20 protein-coding genes are annotated in these 22,974 nt (G+C 71.8%); 19 read left to right on the top strand and 1 reads right to left on the bottom strand.

The features are described from left to right. From L6E12_RS26725 to L6E12_RS26635, 19 genes are all read left to right on the top strand, one after another. Nucleotides 1-299: KR domain-containing protein (locus tag L6E12_RS26725; RefSeq protein ID WP_236230684.1), on the top strand; the 299-nt coding region annotated here is incomplete at its 5' end. A gap of 7 nt (nucleotides 300-306) precedes the next feature. After that, the gene (locus L6E12_RS26720) at nucleotides 307-3,162 is read left to right on the top strand and encodes an acyltransferase domain-containing protein (RefSeq protein ID WP_236230683.1); all 2,856 of its coding nucleotides are present in this window, start codon (nucleotides 307-309) and stop codon (nucleotides 3,160-3,162) included. Further along, entirely contained in the window at nucleotides 3,159-3,497 is a 339-nt protein-coding gene (locus tag L6E12_RS26715) for an acyl carrier protein (RefSeq protein WP_236230682.1), read from the top strand. The genes L6E12_RS26720 and L6E12_RS26715 overlap by 4 nt, the downstream gene beginning before the upstream one ends. A gap of 1 nt (nucleotide 3,498) precedes the next feature. Further along, nucleotides 3,499-4,302: an alpha/beta fold hydrolase gene (locus L6E12_RS26710; protein ID WP_236230681.1), complete on the top strand. Its 804-nt coding sequence runs from the start codon at nucleotides 3,499-3,501 to the stop codon at nucleotides 4,300-4,302. Next, entirely contained in the window at nucleotides 4,299-5,480 is a 1,182-nt protein-coding gene (locus tag L6E12_RS26705; RefSeq protein ID WP_236230680.1) for a glycosyltransferase, read from the top strand. Before L6E12_RS26710 ends, L6E12_RS26705 begins: the two co-directional genes overlap by 4 nt. Before the next feature lie 201 nt (nucleotides 5,481-5,681). Further along, nucleotides 5,682-7,775 (top strand): AMP-binding protein, encoded by a 2,094-nt coding sequence (locus tag L6E12_RS26700; RefSeq protein WP_236230679.1) that lies wholly within the window; start codon nucleotides 5,682-5,684, stop codon nucleotides 7,773-7,775. Further along, nucleotides 7,772-8,113, top strand: coding sequence for a hypothetical protein (locus L6E12_RS26695; RefSeq protein ID WP_236230678.1), 342 nt, complete (start codon nucleotides 7,772-7,774; stop codon nucleotides 8,111-8,113). Before L6E12_RS26700 ends, L6E12_RS26695 begins: the two co-directional genes overlap by 4 nt. A 401-nt stretch (nucleotides 8,114-8,514) precedes the next feature. Then, nucleotides 8,515-9,780 (top strand): hypothetical protein, encoded by a 1,266-nt coding sequence (locus tag L6E12_RS26690; RefSeq protein WP_236230677.1) that lies wholly within the window; start codon nucleotides 8,515-8,517, stop codon nucleotides 9,778-9,780. A 61-nt stretch (nucleotides 9,781-9,841) separates the two neighbouring features. Beyond that, complete coding sequence (locus L6E12_RS26685; protein ID WP_304523918.1) at nucleotides 9,842-11,092, top strand: ABC transporter ATP-binding protein; 1,251 nt, start codon at nucleotides 9,842-9,844, stop codon at nucleotides 11,090-11,092. Between the two features lie 89 nt (nucleotides 11,093-11,181). Beyond that, the gene (locus L6E12_RS26680; RefSeq protein WP_236230685.1) at nucleotides 11,182-11,904 is read left to right on the top strand and encodes an ABC transporter permease; all 723 of its coding nucleotides are present in this window, start codon (nucleotides 11,182-11,184) and stop codon (nucleotides 11,902-11,904) included. Nucleotide 11,905: 1 nt separating this feature from the next. Then, nucleotides 11,906-12,745, top strand: coding sequence for an ABC transporter permease (locus L6E12_RS26675; RefSeq protein ID WP_236230676.1), 840 nt, complete (start codon nucleotides 11,906-11,908; stop codon nucleotides 12,743-12,745). Continuing rightward, on the top strand, nucleotides 12,742-13,983 hold the full coding sequence (locus L6E12_RS26670) for an MCE family protein (protein WP_236230675.1): 1,242 nt from the start codon (nucleotides 12,742-12,744) through the stop codon (nucleotides 13,981-13,983). The genes L6E12_RS26675 and L6E12_RS26670 overlap by 4 nt, the downstream gene beginning before the upstream one ends. Further along, nucleotides 13,980-14,993, top strand: a complete 1,014-nt coding sequence (locus L6E12_RS26665; protein WP_236230674.1) for an MCE family protein — start codon at nucleotides 13,980-13,982, stop codon at nucleotides 14,991-14,993. Before L6E12_RS26670 ends, L6E12_RS26665 begins: the two co-directional genes overlap by 4 nt. Then, entirely contained in the window at nucleotides 14,990-15,982 is a 993-nt protein-coding gene (locus L6E12_RS26660; RefSeq protein ID WP_308075327.1) for an MCE family protein, read from the top strand. Before L6E12_RS26665 ends, L6E12_RS26660 begins: the two co-directional genes overlap by 4 nt. Nucleotides 15,983-16,124: 142 nt before the next feature. Continuing rightward, complete coding sequence (locus L6E12_RS26655) at nucleotides 16,125-17,138, top strand: MCE family protein (RefSeq protein ID WP_236230672.1); 1,014 nt, start codon at nucleotides 16,125-16,127, stop codon at nucleotides 17,136-17,138. Next, nucleotides 17,138-18,196: an MCE family protein gene (locus L6E12_RS26650; RefSeq protein ID WP_236230671.1), complete on the top strand. Its 1,059-nt coding sequence runs from the start codon at nucleotides 17,138-17,140 to the stop codon at nucleotides 18,194-18,196. The genes L6E12_RS26655 and L6E12_RS26650 overlap by 1 nt, the downstream gene beginning before the upstream one ends. Then, nucleotides 18,196-19,425: an MCE family protein gene (locus L6E12_RS26645; RefSeq protein WP_236230670.1), complete on the top strand. Its 1,230-nt coding sequence runs from the start codon at nucleotides 18,196-18,198 to the stop codon at nucleotides 19,423-19,425. The genes L6E12_RS26650 and L6E12_RS26645 overlap by 1 nt, the downstream gene beginning before the upstream one ends. A gap of 15 nt (nucleotides 19,426-19,440) precedes the next feature. Next, nucleotides 19,441-19,980, top strand: coding sequence for a hypothetical protein (locus tag L6E12_RS26640; protein WP_236230669.1), 540 nt, complete (start codon nucleotides 19,441-19,443; stop codon nucleotides 19,978-19,980). A gap of 28 nt (nucleotides 19,981-20,008) precedes the next feature. Then, nucleotides 20,009-20,806, top strand: a complete 798-nt coding sequence (locus L6E12_RS26635) for a nuclear transport factor 2 family protein (RefSeq protein ID WP_236230668.1) — start codon at nucleotides 20,009-20,011, stop codon at nucleotides 20,804-20,806. 465 nt (nucleotides 20,807-21,271) lie between these two features. Here the strand turns inward: L6E12_RS26635 and L6E12_RS26630 are convergent, their stop codons facing one another. After that, on the bottom strand, nucleotides 21,272-22,579 hold the full coding sequence (locus L6E12_RS26630; RefSeq protein WP_236230667.1) for a CdaR family transcriptional regulator: 1,308 nt from the start codon (nucleotides 22,577-22,579) through the stop codon (nucleotides 21,272-21,274). Nucleotides 22,580-22,974: the final 395 nt, after the last annotated feature.

Genomic DNA, 22,974 nt, shown 5'->3' with positions numbered 1-22,974 from the left:
TCGCCGCCGCCCTGGGCAACCGCGGCCAGGCCGACTACGCCGCCGCCAACGACGCGCTGGACACCCTGTCCTCGGCGTGGGCGTTGCGCACCGGCCACCGCGCCCTCACCGTCCACTGGGGACCGTGGGCGCCGGACGCCGAGCACGGCGGCATGGTCAGCGCCGAACTGGGCCGCTCCTACGCCGAGCGCGGCATCAAGCTCATCGCCCCCGACGACGGCGTGGCCGCGCTGCTGGCCGAACTGGCCTGGGGTTCGCCGTCGGTCCGCTCGGTCGTCTACACGGCCTCGGGGTGGTGAGCCGGGCATGAGCACCGAGCACCTGCTCCTCGCCGCGGCCACCCCCGCGGCGCTGGCGGAGCTGCTCGACCGCCCGGGGGTCGAACTCCGGGCGGCCCGCCCCACCGCGGCCCCCGGCCCCCGGCTCGGCCTGCTGGACCCGACCGACGAGCGGCTCGCGCTGGCCCGCAAGGTCGTGGCCAAGGGGCGGGAGTGGCGTGCCCGCAAGGACATCTGGTTCAGCCCCGCCCCGCTGCTGGCCGACGGCGCGGGCATCGCCTTCCTCTACCCCGGCCTGGAGGCCGAGTTCGACCCCAGCGTCGACGACGTCGCCGACTGGCTGGGCGTGCCGCGCCCGGAGCTGAGCAGCGACACCCTGGGCAGGCACGGCGTCTCGGTCATCGCCGTGGGCAGGCTGCTGGACGCGGCGCTGCGCAGGCTCGGCATCACCCCCGCCGCGGTCGCCGGGCACAGCGTGGGGGAGTGGACCGCCATGATCTGCGGCGGGCTGTTCTCCGGCGCCGACTTCGACGCCATGCTCGCCCGCACCGACCTCGACGCGCTGCGCGTCCCCGGGGTCGAGTTCGCCGTCCTCGGCTGCCCAGCCGACCGCGCCGCCGAGGCGGTCGACGGGGTGGCGGGGGTGGTGGTCTCGCACGAGAACTCCACCAACCAGACCGTGGTGTGCGGGCCGGCCGAGGCGATCGCCGGGGTGGTGGAGGGCCTGCGCGCCCGCTCGGTCATCTGCCAGGTCATGCCCTTCCGCTCCGGCTTCCACACGCCGATGCTCGCCCCCTACCTGGCGCAGTTCCGCGAGTCCGGGGTGCCCAGCCTGCGCGTGCACCCGGCTCACGTGCCGGTCTGGTCGGCCACCACCGCCCGCCCCTTCCCGGCCGACCCCGGCGCCACCCGCGAGCTGTGCATGCGGCACCTGCTGGAGCCGGTGCGCTTCCGCGACCTGGTGCTGGAGCTGCACGCCGACGGCATCCGCGCCTTCGTGCAGGCCGGGCCGGGGCAGCTCGGCTCGCTGGTGGACGACACCCTGCGCGAGCACGAGCACCTCACCGTCGCCGCCAACGCCGCCCGCTCCACCGGGATGCGCCAACTGCGCCGCACCGCCCTGGCCCTCTGGGTCGAGGGCGCCACCCCCGACTTCACCGCCCTCGACCCGACCCCCACCCGGGTCGAGGCAACCCCCCGGACCCCGGCCACCGTCCCCGCGGCTGCTCCCGCCCCGACCGCCGTTCCCGTTCCGGCAACCACCGCTGTCCCGGCCGCCGCCCCGGCGATCCCGGCCGCCGCACCCGCCCCGGCGGTGGCGGGCGCGTCCGCGCTGGCGGACCTGCGGGCGCTGGCGGACCGCTACCCGGCGTTCGCCGAACTCGACGCGCTCGTGCGGGAGACCGCCGACTCGATCACCGCCGTCCTCGCCGCCGCGCACAGCACCGCCGCGCCCGCCGCCCCGCGCAGCACCGCACCGCCCGCCGCCCCCGCTCACCCGGTCGGCCCCTCGGCCGCCGCGGTGCCCGAGCCGGTGCTGGAGACCAGCCTGACCGTGTCCACCCGGGACATGCCGTACCTGCTGGACCACTGCTTCGCCCACCAGCGCCCCGGCTGGACCGACGAGACCGACCGCCGCCCGGTCATGCCCGCCACCACCGTGCTCTGGCACATGGTGCGCGCCGCCGAGGCCGCCGCGCCCGGCCGCGTGGTCACCGGCGTGGACGGGCTGCGGCTGCACCAGTGGCTCGTCGCCGCCCCCGCGCACACCCTCACCATCACCGTCCGCCCGATGGGCCCCGACCGGCTCCAGGTCCGGGTGGGCCAGTACGCCGACGCCCTGGTCCTGCTCGGCGACGAGTACCCGCCGGGCCCGCTGCCGTGGGAGCCCGCCGCCGACGAGCGCCCGCCCGCGCTGACCGCCGCCCGCCTCTACGACGAGCGCTGGCTGTTCCACGGCCCCGCCTACCAGGGCATCACCCGCACGGTGGGCATGTCCGAGACCTCCGCCCGCGCCGAGTTGACCGCTCCCGCCGCGCCGGGGGCGCTGCTGGACAACGCCGGGCAGCTCATCGGCCAGTGGCTGGTGGAGTGCCACCCGCGCCGCTGGATCGCCTTCCCGGTGTCGGTGCGCCGCATCCGCTTCCACGCCCCGGAACCCGCTGCGGGCTCCGCTGTGGACTGCGCGCTGCGGCTGGTGTCGGTGGACGACCGGGAGGCGACGGTCGACCTGCGGCTCACCGCGGGCGGGCGGACCGTCGTCGACATCGAGGGGTGGGTCGACCACCGCTTCGACAGCGACCCCGACATCAGCGCCGTGCACCGCTTCCCGGAGACCAGCACGCTCTCGCGGCGGCACGACGGCGGCTGGTGGCGCGCCGACGAGCGGTGGGCGTCGCTGGCCTCCCGCGAGTTCTACCTGCGCAAGTACCTGGGCGCCGCCGAGCGCGCCGAGTACGAGCGCTGCCCCCCGCGCGAGCGCCGCGAGTGGCTGCTGGGCCGGATCGTGCTCAAGGACGCCGTGCGCGGCAGGCTGTGGGACACCGGCTTCGGGCCGCTGTTCCCCGCCGAGGTCGAGATCGCCACCGGCGCCGACGGCGGGCTCGTCGCCCGCGGCAGGCAGGGGCTGGAGCTGCCCGCCCTGGACCTGGCCGTGGCGACCTGCCGGGAACTGGGTGTCGCCGTGGTCGCCGACCCCGGCACCCGGCCGGTGGTCGCCGTGGTCGAGGTGACCGGCGACCCCGCCACCGCCGAGGCTGCCGCCCTGGCCCAGGCCGGGCCGGGGCGGGCCACCACCGAGATCGTCGGCAGCCCGCCCGGGCTGCCGGACCGCAGGTACGTCGTGGCGCACACGGCCCGACCGAACCCGAGGGAGCAGCAGTGACCCAGTTCCGCACGCCGGTCAGCCGGGAGACCCGCACCGAAATCCTCGCTGTGCTCGTCGACGTCCTGGAGAAGGTCCTCGACCAGTACGGCCTGGACGACTCCGAGATCACCGAGGACACCACCTTCCACGACGACCTCGGGCTGGAGAGCATCGACCTGGTGGCGGTCGGGCAGATGCTGGCCGAGCACTACGGCGAGCAGGTCAACCTGGCCGCCTTCCTCGCCGAGAAGGACCTCGACGACGTCATCGGCATCACCGTCGGCGACCTGGTGTCCTTCGTGGAGTCGAGCACCTCGGGGTCCGGCGCCGAGTCCGACACCGCGGGGCACTGACATGGCCATGATCGAGGTCAACGGCGTCCGCACGCACTACCAGCGGATGCCCGCGAAGAACGCGGGCGCGTCGACCCCGCCGACCGTGGTGTTCGTGCACGGACTGGGCTACGACAGCCTGGCCAGCTTCTACCTGACCCTCGCCGCCCCGCTGGCCGAGGCGGGCATGGACGTGCTCACCTACGACCTGCGCGCCCACGGCCGCTCCGAGCGCCCGGCCACCGGCTACACCCTCGACGACTTCGTCGGCGACCTGGCCGAGCTGCTCGACCGGACCGGGGTCCGCGGGCCGGTGCACCTGGTCGGCAACAGCTTCGGCGGCACCATCGCCTTCAGCTTCGCCGCCCGTCACCCCGAGCGGGTGGCCGGGATCGTGTCCATCGAGGCCGAGCCCGCCACCGGCGACTGGTCGGAGAAGATGGCGCGCACCCTGCGCAACACCGTGGCCGCCATGGACGACGAGGACAACCTGCGCTGGCTGGCGGAGACCTTCGGCGCCCACCACGCCCGGCTGGCCAAGGGCGCGGCGGCGATGATCCGGGCCACCAGCATCGTCGAGGACGTGCCCTCCGGGCCGCTGCTCGACGCCGACGACCTGGCCGCGATCCGCTGCCCGGTGCTGTCGATCCTGGGCAGCGACGGGTTCCAGAGCGACGACCTGGACGCGGTGCAGCGGCTGCTGCCGGACTGCCGCACCGAGGTCATCGCCGGGCAGAACCACTCGGTGCTCGTCGAGCGGCACCGCACGGTCCGCGAGCTGGTGCTCGACTGGGTCGACTCGCTGCACGAGCGGGCGGCCGCGTGAGCCGTCTCCTCCTGGTCGTGCCGCCGTTCACCGGGCACGTCAGCCCCCTGGTGGGGGTGGCGGCCGAGCTGGGCGCGCGCGGCCACGAGGTGGTCTGGGCCGGGGATCCCGACCTGCTCGGCCGGATGCTGCCCGACAGCGCTGTCGTGCGGCCCTGCCGGTCCCACCCGGACGTGCCCAGGCCCGTCGCCTCGGGCTTCGCCGCGTTCAAGCACCTGTGGGACCACGTCTTCGTGCCGCTGACCGAGGCGATGGCCCCCGGCGTCGAGCGCGCGATCGTCGACACCGCCCCGGACCTGGTGGTCGTCGACCAGCAGGCGTTCGCCGGGGCGTTCGCCGCCGAGCGCGCGGGCCTGCCCTGGGTGACCTCGGCGAGCACCTCCGCGGAGCTGACCGACCCGCTGGCGCTGGTGCCCGCGGTGGCCGAGCGGGTGGCCGGGCAGCTCGCCGACCTGCGCGCCCGCTTCGGCGACCCGGCCGCCACCACCGACCCCCGCTTCTCCCCGCTGCTGCTGCTGGCCTTCACCAGCCCCGCGCTCGCGGGCGCGGTGGCCAACCCCGGCGGCGGCGCGATCACCTTCGCGGGCCAGGTCCCCCGGCCGGACATCCCCGCCCCCGGCTTCCCCTGGGACCGCCTCGACGACCGCCCGCTGGTGCTTCTCAGCCTGGGCACCGTCAGCGCGGACGCGGGGGACCGGTTCCTGCGCGAGTGCGCCGCCGCCCTGGCCGAGCGCCCGGGCCTGCAGGCCGTCGTGGTCGACCCCGGCGGGGCGCTGGCCGACCCGCCGCCGAACCTGCTGGCGCTGCCGCACGTGCCGCAGCAGGCCGTGCTCGACCGGGCCGCGGCCACCGGCGGGGCGGTGCTCTGCCACGGCGGGCACAACACCGTGTGCGAGGCGCTGGCCCGGGGGCTGCCGCTGGTGGTGGCCCCGATCCGCGACGACCAGCCGGTGGTCGCCGAGCAGGTCGTGGCGACCGGGGCCGGGGTGCGGCTGCGCTTCGCGCGCGCGGGGGCCGGGCACATCGGAAAAGCCCTCGACGGGATTCTGTCGGAACCTCGATACCGTGCCCACGCACAAGCGGTCGCCGAGTCGCTGCGGGCCGCGGGCGGTGCGCGCGCCGCCGCCGACGCGTTGCTCCGTACGGCCCACACCCCGGCCGCAGGCACCCCGGCATAGCCGCAGGTCGCCAGCGCAAACCTACTCACGGTTCACGATCTGCGAACTGTCCACCGGGTACAAAAACCCCCGCTGATTGTGCGTTCACCGAGCACTTTTCCCGTAGCTGCGCGCGCGCCCTTGACCCGGGGTTAATTCGGGTGATTCATTCGGTGAACCGAGGTGCGATCGGACCGCGGACGCGAGGCGAGGACGGTTGTGATGGCTGCCGACTGCGTGGTTTTCGACATGACGGTGGACCACTCCAGGTCCGCCCTCTGGGAGGTGCTCGGCGAGCCGGACCGCTACCCCCGGTTCTTCCGCGGCATCAGCAGTTGCGACAAGCTGGCCACCGACGAGTACGGCGCGCCGGACGAGTACGCGCTGCGCGCCTGCCTCGGCGACTTCGCCGTCATCGAGCACCGGCTGCGCACCGTGATCAACCGCCGCGACGAGCAACTGGTGCTCGCGGGCGTGCCGGACACCGGCGGCTGGGTCTCGCTGCGGCTGTCCGACGCGGGCACCGGCCGCACCCAGGTCAAGATCGTGTTCTTCAAGCCGATGCTGCGCCACGAGCGCGGCGCCACCTGGTCGGAGTCGGAGATCCGCACCTGGGCCCGCGACGGCCTGCGCCGGGTCTGCGACTTCCTGGCCAGGGTGCCCGACGCGCGCGCCGACCGGCACCGCGAGCCCGGCGGCACCAAGCTGCACGTGGCCAAGACCCTGATCGGCGCGGGCATCTTCTCCCCGGCCCGACCCGACCGCACGGTCCGCCAGCTGCACGCCCTGTTCAAGTGGGGCGCCACCCTCGCGGGCGGCTACTGCGCCGCCTCGGCCCGCTCGCCGAAGTCGCTGGCCGTCGGCGACGAGGAGGGCGAGCTGACCTTCGCCGAGGTCGACGCGCGCAGCACCCGGCTCGCGCACGGCCTGGCCGAGCTGGGCGCCGGGGCGGGCAAGAAGGTCGGCGTGCTCTGCCGCAACCACCGCTACCTGGTGCAGACGCTGGTGGCGCTGGGCAAGCTCGGCGCGGACGCGGTCCTGCTCAACACCGGGCTGGCCGGGTCTCAGATCGACGACATGGTGCGCAGGCACACCGTGGCCGCCCTCGTCGCCGACGACGAGTTCGTCCCGCTGCTGCGCTACCTGCCCCAGGACGTGCCGCTGATCGGCACCGGGCGGCCCACCGAGGACACCGACACCACCATCGACGAGCTGATCGACGAGGGCGGCACCGCCACCCTGCCCGCGCCCGCGGAGCCGGGCAGGCTGATCGTGCTGACCTCGGGCACCACCGGCACCCCCAAGGGCGCCCGCAGGCCCACCCCGGGCCTGGCCGACTCCGCCCAGGTGCTCTCCCGCATCCCGCTGCGCGCGGGCGACCGCATCTTCGTGGCCGCGCCGATCTTCCACAGCTGGGGCCTGACCGCGCTGCAGATCGCCATGCCGCTGCGCGCCGGGCTGGTGGTGCAGCGCCGCTTCGACGCCGAGGGCACGCTGCGCGCCATCGCCGAGCAGAAGTGCACCGCGCTGTTCGCCGTGCCGATCATGCTCCAGCGCATCCTGAACCTGCCGCGCGAGGTCAAGGCCCGCTACGACACCTCCTCGCTGCGCATCGTCGCCTCCAGCGGCTCGGCCCTGCCCCGGCAGCTCGTCACCGGCTTCATGGACGAGTTCGGCGACGTGCTCTACAACTTCTACGGCTCCACCGAGGTCTCCTCGGCGACCGTGGCCGGACCCGCCGACCTGCGCGCCGCGCCCACCACCGCGGGCCGCCCGCCGCAGGGCACCCGGATCGGGCTGCTCGGCCCCGACGGCGACCCGGTGCCGCCCGGGGTCGTCGGGCGCATCTTCGTCGGCAACGACATGCTCTTCGACGGCTACACCGACGGGCAGGGCCGCGAGGTCCGGCACGACCTGATGGACACCGGCGACCGCGGCTACTTCGACGCCGACGGGCGGCTGTTCGTCTCCGGCCGCGACGACGAGATGATCGTCTCCGGCGGCGAGAACGTCTTCCCGCGCCCGGTGGAGGAGGTCCTGGTCGACCTGCCGCAGGTCGACGAGGCCGCGGTGGTCGGCGTCCCGGACAGCGAGTACGGGCAGCGCCTGGTGGCCTACGTGGTGGTGCGCCCCGGCGCCCGCCTCGACGAGGACTCCATCCGCGCCTACGTCCACCAGCGGCTGGCCCGGTTCTCGGTGCCGCGCGAGGTCATCTTCGTCGACGAACTGCCGCGCAACCAGACCGGCAAGGTGCTCAAGCGGGTCCTGACCGAAGGTGACCTCTTCGAGCACGCGGGCGACGGCGACGCCGCGTGAGCGCCGGGTGGTGGACCGTCACCGCCGTCGTCCCGCTCCTGTCCGGCGCTGTCGCGACCCGCTGCCTGCTGCGGTGGCGGGCCCGCCGGGCGCGCGCCCGGTTCCGGCTCGTCCTCGACGAGGTGACGCTGGAGATCTCCGCGCTGGCCGACGAGCTGGCCGCGGTCCCGCGCCGCTGCAACGGCATCGTCGCCGAGCAGCGCCGCCGCTCCGCGCTGGCCTACGCCGAGGCCGCCCGGCTGCTCGACGCCGCCCGCCGCCCGCTGGACCTGACCGAGGCGTGCGCGCTCATCCGCGACAGCCGCGACGATCTGCGAATGGTCCGCGAAGGTGCCTAGCGGGCCCGCCGGAGCAATGCCCGGAAATTCCTGCGACCCGCGTTCCGTCGAACAAAGCAGGTGGCAAAGCACTACGAAAAGGCTTCGATCCGATTTATGACCGCACCGGCCACAGGTTCACCCGACGGTGACAAGTTTGCCCTGATGGATGCTCAACTCCGGACAACTCGATGGCCTGAACGTGTTTATCCCCTGGTAGAAGTGTTAGATGATGTTGCCAGTGGACCACAAACCGCCCTCCGGTCCTGCGCCGAGGGTGACAACAACAGAAGCGTTACCGGCCGGTATGGAAAGCGCTGTTGTCACCGTGGTGACACGCTGGTAACGTCCGAGCCCGTGCTCGCGGCGTGTCCTTCACGTCATTTTGCCCGTATATTCATCGGCAGGTGAGTGGTCATCTCATGAACGTTTCCGAGACGCGCAAGCGGCGTCGCCTCGCGGTGAAGTCCGCCCTGGCCGCGGTCGTCCTCGGCGCAGCGGGCGGCGGCATCTACTACAGCACCAGCGCGGCGACAGCGGGCCAGACCCCGGTGGGCGCCGCCTTCGGCTGCGTGCTCCCCGGCGGCGACAGGGTGGACGTCCCGATCGAGTTCGGCGTGGGCATCCCGAGCACCGCCACCGCAGGCACCCAGGTGACGGCCAAGCCCAGCGCGAAGATCGCCCTCCCGGCGACCGCGGTGGACAAGCTCCGCGCGGGCGGTGAGACCGCCCTCGACGCGACCCTCACCCCGACGATGACCCTGGTCGAGGGCGCCGCCAGGACCGAGCTCAAGGCCACCCCGCTCGCGGTGAAGGCCATGACGCTCCCGGCCCAGGGCGACCTGAACCTCACCCTGGAGGGCGCCCCGGTGGCGTTCACCCCCAAGGCGGCGGGCACCGCCCAGGTCGAGCTGACCGGCCTCACGGCGCAGATGCTCGTCGGCACCACCGAGATCACCTGCACCGCCACCACCGACTCCGGCGCCCTGGGCACCTTCGACGTGACCGCCGCCCCCACGGCCGCCGCGCCCCCGGCGCAGGCCCAAGCCGTCCCGGACCCCGGCGTCGGCGCCCAGGCCGACCCCGTGCTGTATGTCAACTTCGGCGTTACCGTCATCGCCAAGCCGCCGAGGCTCCAGGGCGCGGAGATCACCCTCAAGGGCACCCTCAAGACCAAGCTGCCGGTCAAGATCCCGGATGACCCGAGGGGCAACCCGCTCAACGGCACGTTGACCTTCGACCCAGCTTTGAACACTTACCTGGTGGTCTTCCGGTTCATGCCGGTCACCAACGACATCCACCCCACCTCAGAGGGCCCAGTCACCGGTTTCGTGAAGGTCCTGGGTTTCACCGCTGAGACCCAGGCGGTCTCCAGGGTCAGCCTTCGCGTCGACAACGTCTGGCAGGGCGGGAACAAGGATCACAAGGACGACGGCATCCAGTTGATGGCTGAGGGCGCCAACTGCCACACGGCGACCCCGATGGAGGTCCCGATCCAAGGCACGGTCAATATCCAGGAGGGTTTGGAGAGCCGCATCCCGGCGGTGGCCAATGTCCCGCCGTTCACCGGCTGCAAGGGCAAGACCGGTGAGGACCTCAGCAGGTTGTTCAGTGGGCTGGTCTCCGGTCAGACCCCGGTGGAAGTGATCCTGAAGTCGCTGTGCGGCGCCACCTGCCCGCCCGAGTAGCCGGGCCCGGGCGCCCGCGCCCGATCGAACCAACGAACAAGCTGTTCACACAGGAGGTGTGATGGGTGTCGAGGTCGCCGTCGAAGGCCTGAGCAAGTCGTTCGGCAAGCAGGCCATCTGGCGGGACGTCACGCTCACGCTGCCCTCCGGCGAGGTCAGCGTGCTGCTCGGACCGTCCGGTACCGGCAAGTCGGTGTTCCTCAAGTGCCTGATCGGGCTGCTCAAGCCGGAGAAGGGCCGCGTGGTCATCAACGGGGTCGACCTGTGCTCCTGCCCGGAGCGCGACCTCTACGAGATCCGCAAGCTGTTCGGCGTGCTGTTCCAGGACGGCGCGCTGTTCGGATCGATGAACATCTTCGACAACGTCGCCTTCCCGCTGCGCGAGCACACGCGCAAGAGCGAGAAGGAGGTCCGCGACATCGTCATGTCGAAGATCGACATGGTCGGCATGCTCGGCGCGGAGGGCAAGCTGCCGGGGGAGATCTCCGGCGGTATGCGCAAGCGCGCCGGGCTGGCGCGGGCGCTGGTGCTCGACCCGCAGATCATCCTGTGCGACGAGCCGGACTCCGGCCTCGACCCGGTCCGCACCGCGTACCTGTCGCAGCTGCTGATCGACCTGAACGCGCAGATCGACGCGACCATCCTCATCGTCACGCACAACATCAACGTGGCCCGCACCGTCCCGGACAACCTGGGGATGCTCTTCCGCAAGGAACTGGTCATGTTCGGCCCCCGCGAGGTGCTGCTGACCAGCGAGGAGCCGGTCGTGGAGCAGTTCCTCAACGGCCGCCGCATCGGTCCCATCGGCATGTCCGAGGAGAAGGACCAGGCGCAGATGGCCCAGGAGCAGGCGCACCTGGACGCCGGGCACAGCGACGGCTCGCTCGAGGAGGACATGCGCGGGGTCGTCCCGCAGCTGGAGCCGACCCCGGGCCTGCCGCCGCGCGACGCCGCCCGGCGCCGCCGCCAGCGGGTCATGCAGATCCTGCACACGCTGCCCGAGTCCGCCCAGCACGGCATCCTGGCCAGCCTCAGCCGCGACGACTACGACCGCTACCAGGAGTGGCGCCGCCGCACCACCGGCATGGCGATGCCCGCGGGCCCGGGCACCACCGGCACGGCCACCGCCACCCGGGAGCAGACCAGGGTCAGCCAGGAGCTGCCCACCCGGCCCGCGGCGGGCGCCCAGCCCACCCAGCAGATCCCGCGCCCGGTCGTCCAGTCCCGCCCGCCCGCCCCGCAGCAGCCCCAGCAGTCCCCGCCCATGCGCCCGCGGCCCCGCCCGTGGCGCCGGGAAGAGGGGGACCAGTGAGCACCCGCACGTCCCGCAAGACCTCCCCGCTGGAACCGGTCCTGAACAAGGCCACCGGGGCCCTGCGCGAGTTCGGCAACATCTTCGCCATGGCGCTCGACGTCATCGTGCAGATGTTCAAGCGGCCCTTCCAGGCCAAGGAGTTCATCCAGCAGTTCTGGTTCATCGCCAGCGTCTCGATCATGCCCGCGGCCCTGGTCGCCATCCCGTTCGGCGCGGTCATCACCCTGCAGTTGGGGTCGCTGACCGCGCAGATCGGCGCCGACTCGTTCAACGGCGCGGCCAGCGTGCTCGCGGTCATCCAGCAGGCCAGCCCGATCGTGACCACGCTGGTGGTCGCGGGCGCCGGTGGTTCGGCGATCTGCGCGGACCTGGGCTCGCGGACCATCCGCGAGGAGATCGACGCGATGATGGTGCTCGGCGTCTCGCCGATCCAGCGCCTGGTGGTGCCCCGCGTGCTCGCCGCCATGGGCGTGGCCGCGCTGCTCAACGGCATGGTCTCGGTCGTCGGCGTGTGCGGCGGCTACTTCTTCAACGTGGTCGTGCAGGGCGGCACCCCCGGTGCCTTCCTCTCCAGCTTCTCGGCCCTGGCGCAGCTGTCGGACCTGTGGGTCGGCACGCTCAAGGCCGTGATCTTCGGTTTCCTCGCGGGCCTGGTGGCCTCCTACCGGGGGTTGAACCCCAAGGGCGGCCCCAAGGGCGTCGGCGACGTGGTGAACCAGTCCGTGGTCATCACCTTCCTCCTGCTGTTCCTGGTGAACCTGGTGATCTCCGTGGTCTACCTGCAGCTCGTCCCCGCGAAGGGAGCGTGACGTGGTAACGCTCCGCGGCAAGGGCCGGGTGTCCTTCCAGCGCCCGTTCAACGCGCTGGAACGGCTCGGCGACCAGCTCGTGTTCTACGCCCGCGCACTGGCCTGGGTCCCGTTCGCGCTCACCCGCTACCTGCGGGAGATCATCCGGCTGCTGGCCGAGGTGAGCTTCGGCTCCGGCGCGCTGGCGGTCATCGGCGGCACCATCGGCGTGATGGTCGGCCTGTCGGTCTTCACCGGCACGGTCGTCGGCCTGCAGGGCTTCGCGGCGCTGAACCAGATCGGCACCTCGGCGTTCGCTGGCTTCCTCTCGGCGTACTTCAACACCCGCGAGATCGCCCCGCTGGCCGCCAGCCTGGCGCTGTCGTCCACGGTCGGCTCCGGCTTCACCGCCCAGCTCGGCGCCATGCGGATCTCCGAGGAGATCGACGCGCTGGAGGTCATGGCGATCCGGTCGATGCCGTACCTGGTGACCTCGCGGATCATCGCCGGGTTCGTGGCGATCATCCCGCTGTACACGATCGGCCTGCTGACGTCGTACCTGGCGGCGCGGACGATCACGGTCAGCGTCTACGGGCAGTCGGCGGGCACCTACGACCACTACTTCTCGCTGTTCCTCCCCCCGGAGGACGTGGTGTGGTCGTTCGTCAAGGTGCTGATCTTCAGCGTGGCGATCATCCTGACGCACTGCTTCTACGGCTACCGCGCCAGCGGCGGCCCGGCGGGCGTGGGTGTCGCGGTCGGCCGCTCCGTGCGGACCTCGATCGTGATCATCAGCGTCCTGGACTTCTTCCTCAGCCTCGCGATCTGGGGCGCGACGACGACGGTGCGGGTGGCCGGGTGAACACGCGACTGCGCAACCAGACGATGGGTGTCTTCTTCCTCGTCATCATCCTGCTGCTGGGCTGGCTGGCGATCGCCATCTACGACAAGGCGTTCGTCAGCTCCACCCGGGTCGTCCTGCACGCCGACCGGGTGGGCAACCAGCTCAAGGAGAACGCCGACGTCAAGGTCCGCGGCATGATCGTGGGCACCGTCGACTCGATCGTCACCGACGGCGACGGGGTGGCGATCGAGCTGGCGCTGGAGCCGGACAAGCTGCAGCTACTGCCCAGCAACGTCACCGCCCGGCTGCTGCCCAAGACCCTGTTCGGCCAGCGCTACGTGGCCCTGGTGGTCCCGGAGAGCCCGGCGCGCCCGCTGCGCGAGGGCGACACGATCGACCAGGACACCTCCGAGCGCTCGGTCGAGCTGGAGAAGGCGCTGCGCGACCTGCTGCCGGTGCTGCAAGCGGTGCAGCCGCAGAAGCTCAACTCCACCCTCGGCGCGCTGTCGCAGGCGCTGGAGGGCCGGGGCAAGACCCTGGGCGAGACCATGGTCTCGTTCAACAAGTACCTCGCCGAGCTGAACCCGCAGATGCCGCAGATCCAGGCGGACATCACCAAGTTCGCCGACACCATCGGGGTCTACGAGAAGGCGGCACCGGACATCATCGACGCCCTCGACGAGCTGACCACGACCAGCAAGACGATCGCCGAGCAGAAGGACCAGCTCGCCAACCTGTTCGGTTCGCTCACCACCGCTTCCAACGACCTGGGCGAGTTCGTCCGGGGCAACAAGAACACGCTGATCGGGCTGGCGGACAGCAGCAGGCCCACGCTGGAGCTGCTGGCCAGGTACTCCCCGGAGTTCCCCTGCCTGGCGCAGGCCGTCGTCAACGTCAAGCCGGACGTGGAGCGGGCGCTCGGCGTCGGCACCAACGAGCCGGGCATGCACGTCAACCTGGTCGTCAAGCAGTCGCGGGGCGCCTACGTCCCGGGCCGCGACCGCCCGGCCTTCACCGCCAAGGGCGGCCCCCGCTGCTACCCCGCCGGGCTCTCCGGGGGCGCCACCCCCGCGGTGGCGATGGACGCGGCGGGCGGCACCGACGGGCTGGGCGTCGTCAACTCGGTGCAGGAGAGCCAGTTCATCAACGAGCTGATCGCCCCCACCACCGACAACCTGGCACCGGCCGACCTCGCGGACTGGAGCAGCCTGCTGGTCGGACCCCTGCTGCGCGGAGCTGAGGTGAACCTGTCATGAAGTCCGTGACCGGCCCCCTGGTCAAGGGCCTGATCTTCACGGTGGTCACGCTGGTGGCCACGATCGTGCTCGGCGTGACCATCGCCAACAAGGGCAGCGGCGACTCCATCACCTACTCGGCGAAGTTCACCGACGTCACCTCGCTCAACACCGGCGACGACATCCGCATGTCGGGTGTGCGCGTCGGCCAGGTCGAGGACATCGAGGTGGTGGACCGCAAGTTCAGCCAGGTGGAGTTCAGCGTGGACCGCCGCTGGGCGCTGTCGCCCACGGCCGTCGCCACGGTGAAGTTCCGCAACCTGATCGGCCAGCGCTACATCTCCATCGACCAGGGCACCGGCTCCGGCACCCTGCCGGAGGACTCGGTCATCCCGCTGGACCGCACCCGGCCCGCGCTGGACCTGACCGCGATGTTCAACGGGTTCAAGCCGCTGTTCCAGGCGCTCTCGCCCGAGGACGTCAACAAGCTGTCGCTTGAGGTCGTGCAGGTCCTGCAGGGCGAGGGCGGCACGGTGGACAACCTGCTGACCCACGTCGCCTCGCTGACCACCACGCTGGCGCAGAAGGACGACGTCATCGGCCGGGTGATCACGAACCTGAACACCGTGCTCGGGCAGGTCAACTCCCAGGGCGACCAGCTCTCGTCGCTGCTGCTGACCACCCAGCAGCTGGTGTCCGGCCTGGCCAAGGACGCCAAGCCGATCGGCGACGCGATCTCCAGCATCGCCGAGCTGACCACCAGCACCTCGGACCTGCTCGCGCAGGGCCGGGAACCGCTCAAGCGCGACATCGACGCCCTCGGGCAGTTGTCGAACACGCTGGCGAACAACACCCCGCAGTTCGAGACCTTCCTCAAGAACCTGCCGATCAAGTACGAGACCATCGGCCGGATGGCCTCCTACGGGTCTTGGCTCAACTTCTACCTGTGCTCGGCCACCACCAACGTCGCCCCCGCACCCGGTCAGGGTGACGTCGGTCTGCCGAACACCGCTGCGAGGTGCCGGTCGTGAAGCCGTTCCGCGAACGCAACACCGTCAAGGTCGGCCTCGTCGGCATGGCGCTGATGGTCCTGGTGGGTCTCCTGATCTTCTCCTGGGACTCGCTGCCGATCATCGGCGGTCGGGAGTACACCGCGCACTTCAAGGAGGCCGCGGGGCTCAAGCCCGACGACGAGGTCCGGGTGGCCGGGGTCAAGGTCGGCAAGGTGACCGCGGTCGAGCTGGAGGACACCTACGTCAAGGTGACCTTCCGGGCGCGCGGGGTGTGGCTGGGGAACGAGACCGTCGCCGCCATCAAGATCAAGACCCTGCTGGGCCAGAAGAACCTGGCGCTGGACCCGCTGGGCACCGAGGAACTCGACCCGGACAACCCGATCCCGCGCGAGCGCACGATCACCCCCTACGACGTGAACGACGCGTTCGCCGACCTGGCCAAGACCACCGGCGAGATCGACACCGACCGGCTGGCGGAGAGCTTCAAGACCCTGGCGCAGACCTTCTCGGCCTCCACCCCGGAGACCGTCAAGAGCGCCCTGGACGGCCTCTCGTCGCTGTCGAAGACGATCTCCTCCCGGGACCAGGACCTCAAGCAGCTCCTGGAGAGCTCCAGCGGGGTCAGCAAGACCATCGCCGACCGCTCCGACCAGTTCACCGCGCTGATCAACGACGGCAGCACGCTGCTCGGCGAGTTCGACCGCCGCCGCCAGGCCATCCACGACCTGCTGGTCGGCACCCGCGACCTGGCCCGCCAGCTCCAGGGCCTGGTCGCCGACAACCAGCAGCAGATCGGCCCCGCCCTGGAACAGCTCAACCGGGTCACCGACGTGCTCCAGCGCAACCAGGACAACCTGGACAAGGCGCTGCGCCTGGCGGGCCCGTTCTACCGGCTGATCGGCAACGCCGTCGGGAACGGCCGCTGGCTCGACAGCTACATCTGCGGCCTGATCCCGTCCGCGGACGGTTCGGCAGGCTGCGTGCCACCGAAGGCGGGGGGACGTTGATGGTCACCGAGACCTGCTCCCGGCTGATCGGCGCTGTGACACTCGGCAACGGCCGCTGGCTCGACAGCGGTAACACTTGCGGCCTGATCCCGTCCGCGGACGGTTCGGCAGGCTGCGTGCCACCCAAGGCAGGAGGACGCTGATGGCCGCCACCAAGACCCGCTACAAGCTGATCCGCGCGATCGCCATCGGCGCGGCGGCGGTCCTGCTGGTCGCCGCGGGCACCTGGGCGCTGCTCAACGCGGGCAAGACCAAGTCGGTGACGGCGTACTTCACCGCCGCGGTCGGCCTCTACGCCGACTCCGACGTGCGCGCGCTCGGCGTCAAGATCGGCTCGGTGGACACCGTGGAGCCGCAGGGCCCCAACGTCAAGGTCACCATGACCATCGACGCGGACGCCCCGATCCCGCAGGGCGCCAACGCGCTGATCATCACGCCCAGCCTGGTCTCCGACCGGTACGTGCAGCTCAGCCCGGTCGACACCAACGGGCCCCGGCTGGCCGACGACACCACGATCCCGGTGGAGCGCACCGTCGTCCCGGTCGAGATCGACCAGCTCTTCTCCAGCCTCAACGACATGACCACCGCCCTGGGCCCGGAGGGGGCCAACAAGGAGGGCGCGCTCAGCGACCTGCTCAAGACCGGCGCCAACTACCTCGAGGGCAACGGCGCGGAGTTCGGCCAGACCGTGCGCGACCTCGGCGACCTGGCCCGCACCCTGGGCAACTCCCAGGACGACCTGTTCGCCACCGTCGACGGCCTGCAGAAGTTCACCACCATGCTGGCCCAGAACGACGGCCAGGTCCGCCAGCTCGACGACCTGCTGTCGTCGGTGTCGAAGAACCTCGCCGACGAGCGCGGCAACTTCGACGAGGCGCTGCGCGAACTGGCCTCGGCGCTGGGCACGGTGCAGGGCTTCATCAAGGACAACCGCGGTCTGATCAAGACCAACGTGGACAAGCTGGCGGGCACCACCGCCCTGCTCTCGCAGCAGCGCGCCTCGCTGTCGGAGGCGCTGGACGCCACGCCGCTGGCGCTGAGCAACCTGCTCAACGCCTACGACCCGAACACCCGCACGCTCGACGGCCGGGGCAACCTCAACGAGTTCTCGTTGCTGCCGCTGCCCGCCACGGCCAACGCGCAGGGAGGCAACTGATGCGCACCCGGCTGTTCACCGGGCTCCGCGCCGCTGTGGCGGCGGGGCTGGGGATGACCGTGCTCGCGGGCTGCGGCGGCGGTCTCTACGACGTCGACCTCCCCGGCGGCGCCGACGTCGGTGACCGCCCCTACCACGTCACCGCCGACTTCAAGGACGTGCTGGACCTGGTCCCGCAGTCCGGGGTCAAGGTCAACGACGTGGCCATCGGCAAGGTCGAGGCGATCGAGCTGGCCCCCGACGGCCGCAGCGCCAGGGTCAGCATGGTCGTCAACGGCTCGGTCAAGCTCGCGGGCACCGCGGTGGCCCGGCTGCGCCAGTCCAGCGTGCTGGGCGAGAAGTTCGTCGAGCTGGCCGACCCGAGCGACGACGCCAGGCAGGGCACCCTCGCCGACGGCGCCAACATCCCGCTGGAGCGCACCAACCGCAACCCGGAGATCGAGGAGGTGTTCGGCGCGCTGTCGATGCTGCTCAACGGCGGCGGCGTCGGGCAGATCCAGCTCATCACCAAGGAGCTGAACGCGGCGCTGGGCGGCAACTCCCAGGACATCAAGGCGCTGCTGACGAACCTCAACACCTTCGCGGGCGGCCTGGACGCCCACCGCGCCGAGATCACCAGGGCGCTCGACGGCCTGGACCGGCTCTCCGGCTCGCTCGGTCAGCGCAAGGACCAGATCGCCCAGCTCCTGGAGGGCCTCGGCCCGGGCATCGAGGTGCTCTCGCAGCAGCGCGAGCAGTTCGTCACCATGCTCAAGTCGCTCGACTCGCTGTCGTCGACGGCCGTGGAGGTGGTCAACGCGAGCAAGGACGACCTGGTGGCCGACCTCAGGGCCCTGGAGCCGACGCTGCGCAAGCTCAACGAGGCCGGGCAGAACCTGCCGCAGGCCATGGAGCTGCTGTTCACGTTCCCGTTCCCGGACTCGGCGTTGAACGCGATCAAGGGCGACTACCTGAACGTGTACCTGAAGTACTCCGCGAACGCGCAGGGGGCGGTGGCGCCCGCTTCGGTCCCGCTGTCGCTGCCCTCGGCGGACCAGGCCCCGGAGGGGAACGGCTGATGATCACCCGACGGGTGCGGATCCAGATCACCGTCTTCGTGCTGATCGCCCTGGCGGGCATCAGCTACGTGGGCGCCAAGTACGCGGGCCTGGACACCATGTTCGGCGCCGCGGGCTACATCGTGAAGGTGCGCCTGCCCGACTCCGGCGGCATCTTCACCAACGCCGAGGTCACCTACCGCGGCGTCGGCATCGGCCGGGTCGACGAGCTGCACCTGGTCAACGACGGCGTCGAGGTCGACCTGCGCATCCGCGACGACGCCCCGCAGGTCCCCGCGGACGTCGAGGCCGTGGTCGCCAACCGCTCCGCGGTCGGCGAGCAGTACCTCGACCTGCGCCCCCGCCGCGACGGCCAGCCCTACCTGACCGAGGGCTCGGTCATCTCCAAGGACGCGACCTCGCTGCCGCTGCCGAACGAGACCGTCCTGCTCAACCTGGACAAGCTGGTCGAGTCGGTGCCGGAGGACGAGCTGCGCACCGTCGTCGACGAGCTGTACCTGGCCACCCAGGGCACCGGCCCCAGCCTGCAGGTCCTGCTGGACTCGGCGAGCAGCTTCACCAAGCTGGCCACCGAGCACCTGCCGCAGACCCTGCAGCTGATCACCGACGCGGGCACCGTGCTCACCACCCAGGTGGAGTCGCAGCAGGCGATCCAGGACTTCGGCGTCAACGCCAAGGTCATCGCCGAGCAGCTGAGCAAGTCCGACGGCGACATCCGCACCATCCTGGCCAACGCCCCGGCTGCCGCCGAGCAGATCTCCGGCCTGCTGCGCGAGAGCGGCAAGAGCCTCGGCGGCGTGTTCGCCAACCTGCTGACCACCTCGAACGTGCTGGTCACCCGACAGGCGGGCCTGGAACAGCTACTGGTGGTGGCCCCGCAGGCCATCGCCGCGGCGCGCGACGTCATCACCCCCAACGGCGCCAACTTCGGCCTGTCGGCGACCTTCTTCGACCCCATGCCCTGCACCCAGGGCTACGAGGGCACCCGCTACCGCAACGGCCTCGACACCTCCGGGGCGCCGCTGAACACCAACGCGCGCTGCGTGCTCGCCCCGGGCAGCGGTAACGTGCGGGGGTCGCAGAACGCGCCCAACGGTGGCGTCCCCCCGGCGGTCAAGCCCGCGGACTTCGGTCCCGGGGGTGAGCTGCCGGAGCAGGACAACAACGCCCCCGGGGGCACCGACAACATGCGCAGCTCGCTCGACGAGCTGCTCGCGCTGACCCCGTAGGAGCTGGAGCACCGGATGAGCGAGACCGACGAGGACACCCGCACCAGGCGAGCGGGCGGGCCGTTGCGGGTGGCCTCGGTCGTGCTGCTGGTGCTGGCCGTGGTGTTCGCGGGCGTCTCCGGTGTGCGGCTGCTCGGCGCCGACGACGTCCGCGCCGCCGACGTCACGGCCAGGGACGAGGCGCTGCGCGCGGCCAGGTCGAGCGTGGCCCAGTTCAACACCTTCGACTACCGCAGCGCCCCGGCGGCCATGGAAGGCTGGCTGGCCCAGTCCACCGGCACCCTGCACGACCAGTTGCAGGCCGAGAAGGACGCGACGGTCAAGAACCTGGCCGCCGGGCGCACGGTCACCCGGGGCGAGGTCGTCGACGCCGCGCTGACCGAGCTCGACGCCGACCGGGGGGCCGCGGGCTTCATCGCCTCGGTGTTCACGGCGGTCACCCCGGAGGGCGGTGCCGAGGTGCCCAAGCGCATCCGGTTCCAGGGCACGATGACCAGGACCGACCAGGGTTGGCTGCTCTCGTCGCTCGACCTGGTCAAGATCCAGACGGCCTGACCGGGCGAAGGCAGGAGGAGCAGATCCCATGAGCAGCACCGGACGCCGCGACGCCTCCACCCGGGGCCGCACCCCCAGGGTGGCGGGCCGCCGGGTGGCGGGCAGGCCCACGAGCCGACCGCGCCCCGCCCCGCACGTCGACCCGGCCCCCGGTGCGGCCCCCGACACCCCGGACGCCGTCGGCGTCGAGGAGGTCGACGAGACCACCGCGGCCGGGTACACGGCGGTGGACGAGCCGGACGAGGCCCCCGAGGCCGACTCCGGCGACCTGGACGACCGGGACGGGGGCGACCCCGACGACCCCGACGACGCGGACACCCCGGCCTTCTCCACCCGGCTGTCGATCGTCCTGCTGGTCGCCGCCCTGCTGGTCGCCGCGGGCGGCCTGTTCCTGTGGCTGCGCGCCGAGCGGATCGACGACGCGGCGGGCAGCAACCTCGCCGTGGTCGACGCCGGGCAGACCGTGGCCGTCACCACGGCCGTGCGCGAGGCGCTGGAGCAGGTCTTCTCCTACCGCTACGACAACACCGCCCTGACCGAGGCCGCGGCCAAGACCGTCCTCGTCGGCGAGGCATCGGGCCAGTACGAGGAGCTGTTCAAGCAGGTCCGGGAACTGGCGCCGGAGCAGAAGCTGGTGCACAAGTCGAAGGTGGTCCTGTCCGGGGTCTCCCAGCTCGACGGCGACCACGCCACCATGCTCGTGTTCCTGGACCAGACCTCCACCCGCGGCGACAACGGCGAGTCGACCGTGGGCGGTGCGCAACTGACCGTCGACGCGCAGCGGGTGGACGGGGTCTGGCGGATCTCCGCTATGAAGATCCGCTAGTGACCTGGTGAACACCCTGGTCGTGACAATTCCGGCGACCGGTCCACTCGGCAACCGGTGAATTACCGTCCGGCTATTGTCCAGTAATTGACGAAATGGGTAAAGTCGACCCCGTCCGGCGAAACTCACTCGTTCGGGCGGACGGTTCACACAAATGCGCTGCCGAGTGGAATGGCACCGCACCCGGGGTGGGTGCGGGTGCCGCCACCCGGAGTTCGAGGGCAACGGTGCCCGCACCCGCGTGATGCCCCGGTGGTGGTTCAGGCCCCGGCTGCTGTTGGGCGAGCATCCGCCCGGGAGGGCAGGCGCCCGTACCGCGCCTGCCCTCCCGTGTGCCCGGCCCCGGTCCACCGCCGACCCCACCGCGGCGGCCACCAGGGCAGTCCCGACCGCACCGCACACCCCCTCGCGCAGTCGAAGGCCCCCGGTGCTCGACACCGGGGGCCTTCGCGGTTCTGCCGGGCGCTACCGGGTCAGCTCGACCCCGCGCAGGGTGCGCCGCGCCCGCAGCGCCACCTCGATGTCGAAGCGCCGGTCCGGGTCGTCCAGCGAGGCCCCGAACAGCCGCTCCAACTGCCGCAGGCGGTAGCGGACGGTCTGCGGGTGCACGTCGAGCAGCTGGGCGATCTCCGGGGCGCTGCGCCGGGTCTCCAGCCAGATCAGCAGCGTCTCGCTGAGCTTGTCGCGCTGCTTGCCGGTCAGCTCGGCCATCGGGGCCAGCGCCCGCTCGGAGATCTCCTGTACCAGGAACGGGTCGTTGAGCAGCCACAGCACCGACATGTGCCGCTCGAACCAGGTGACCTCGGTGTCGGGCAGCGCGCCCTGGCCGACCAGCACCAGCGTCCGCCGGGCCCAGCGCAGCGACTCCGCAGCCTCGGTGATCGGCACCGTGGGGCCCACCGCCGCCCGCCAGCCGGGCAGGTCCTCGGGCAGCTTGTGCAGCAGGTCGCGGTGCTCCTCGGCGAGGACCAGGCACGGCTCGCTGCCCTCCAGGTCCACCAGCACCCGGCCGTCCATGTTCGCCCCGGGCAGGTCCGAGTGCTCGTCGCGCAGTTCCAGCGCGACGGTGACGATCCGCTCCGGCACCGGCCAGCGGGCCGCCTCGGCCAGCCTGGTCAGCGCCTGCGGGGTGGCCGCGGCGGGGGAGAGGATGACCTCCAGTAGCTGCCTGCGCCGCCGCTCCAGGGCGCCCATCTCCCTGGCGCGCACGGAGGCGTGGCCCTCCACCGACAGCGCGGACAGCTCGTCGATGTAGGCGAAGATGGCCTCGGCGAGCAGGCACAGCGTCGCCGTGGGCACCCCGGCCCGGTCGCCGACCTGCGCGATCCGCCGCCAGGCGACGCGCGCGCCGATGCGGTACGCGGTCTGCAGCACGTCGAGGATCGGGCCGTCGTAGAAGTCGTGCAGGCCCATGTCCCGGAACAGCTGCGCCCGGTCGTCCTGCGGGGCCGTCGGGTCGGCCAACCGGTCGATGAACTGCATCACCGCCTGCTGGATGCCCTCGGTCACCGACTTGCCGAACGGGCCGTCCATGCGCCTGCTGAACGCCGGGATGGCCCGGCTGAGCTCGCTGCGGATCTCCTCGGTCAGGTCCTGCACGCCCGGCCGGAACAGCGGCGCCAGGTCCGACGGCAGCAACGACCACAGGTCGATCGAGGTGACGTCCTGGTCGTCGCGGTCGGTCGCGGTGCTCGCCGGGGACAGCAGGGAGTCGAAGGCGATCCGCAGCGGGAACTCGGCGAGCCCGTCCGGTTCGTCCCGCTGCTCTGACACGGTCGCCTCCTCGGGGCGTGGCAATCCCGACCGCGTCGGTGGGGATTGCCGCCTGCAATAGGGCACGAATAGTGCGCCGACGCTTGTCTGGTATCAGCGCCGCACGTCCTGGAATCTACATCGCCGCAGCGGTCGCCGGAACTTTTTCCACCTTTATTCTGGAATGTGGCGGGCCGTGCGCGGAACTTTGTCACCGCGTCACAGTCGGCGTGTGTGCTTCTGCATGGCATCGGAGCAGAATCGGGTACTGAGCGGTACTTCATGGCTGTTCGGCCCGGTCCGCCCGCGCCCTCGACCGCGGCCGGGGACGCGTCCGCGCACCGCGCCCCCGGCGCACGCGCCGACGGCCGGCCCCGCGGGTGCGGGACCGGCCGTCGGCGGCGGGGACTGGGGCG

The organism is Actinokineospora sp. PR83 (genome assembly GCF_021056305.1).
Taxonomy (GTDB): domain Bacteria; phylum Actinomycetota; class Actinomycetes; order Mycobacteriales; family Pseudonocardiaceae; genus Actinokineospora; species Actinokineospora spheciospongiae.
The sequence above is the reverse complement of the archived record's forward strand: the minus strand, read 5'-3'. Positions and strand labels throughout refer to the sequence as shown.

Coding starts and splice junctions, on each gene's coding strand:
- L6E12_RS26690 (WP_236230677.1), top strand. CDS start 8,515: ATGAACGTTTCCGAGACGCGCAAGCGGCGTCGCCTCGCGGTGAAGTCC.
- L6E12_RS26700 (WP_236230679.1), top strand. CDS start 5,682: ATGGCTGCCGACTGCGTGGTTTTCGACATGACGGTGGACCACTCCAGG.
- L6E12_RS26655 (WP_236230672.1), top strand. CDS start 16,125: ATGGCCGCCACCAAGACCCGCTACAAGCTGATCCGCGCGATCGCCATC.
- L6E12_RS26650 (WP_236230671.1), top strand. CDS start 17,138: ATGCGCACCCGGCTGTTCACCGGGCTCCGCGCCGCTGTGGCGGCGGGG.
- L6E12_RS26720 (WP_236230683.1), top strand. CDS start 307: ATGAGCACCGAGCACCTGCTCCTCGCCGCGGCCACCCCCGCGGCGCTG.
- L6E12_RS26710 (WP_236230681.1), top strand. CDS start 3,499: ATGGCCATGATCGAGGTCAACGGCGTCCGCACGCACTACCAGCGGATG.
- L6E12_RS26680 (WP_236230685.1), top strand. CDS start 11,182: ATGGCGCTCGACGTCATCGTGCAGATGTTCAAGCGGCCCTTCCAGGCC.
- L6E12_RS26640 (WP_236230669.1), top strand. CDS start 19,441: ATGAGCGAGACCGACGAGGACACCCGCACCAGGCGAGCGGGCGGGCCG.
- L6E12_RS26645 (WP_236230670.1), top strand. CDS start 18,196: ATGATCACCCGACGGGTGCGGATCCAGATCACCGTCTTCGTGCTGATC.
- L6E12_RS26685 (WP_304523918.1), top strand. CDS start 9,842: ATGGGTGTCGAGGTCGCCGTCGAAGGCCTGAGCAAGTCGTTCGGCAAG.
- L6E12_RS26635 (WP_236230668.1), top strand. CDS start 20,009: ATGAGCAGCACCGGACGCCGCGACGCCTCCACCCGGGGCCGCACCCCC.
- L6E12_RS26665 (WP_236230674.1), top strand. CDS start 13,980: ATGAAGTCCGTGACCGGCCCCCTGGTCAAGGGCCTGATCTTCACGGTG.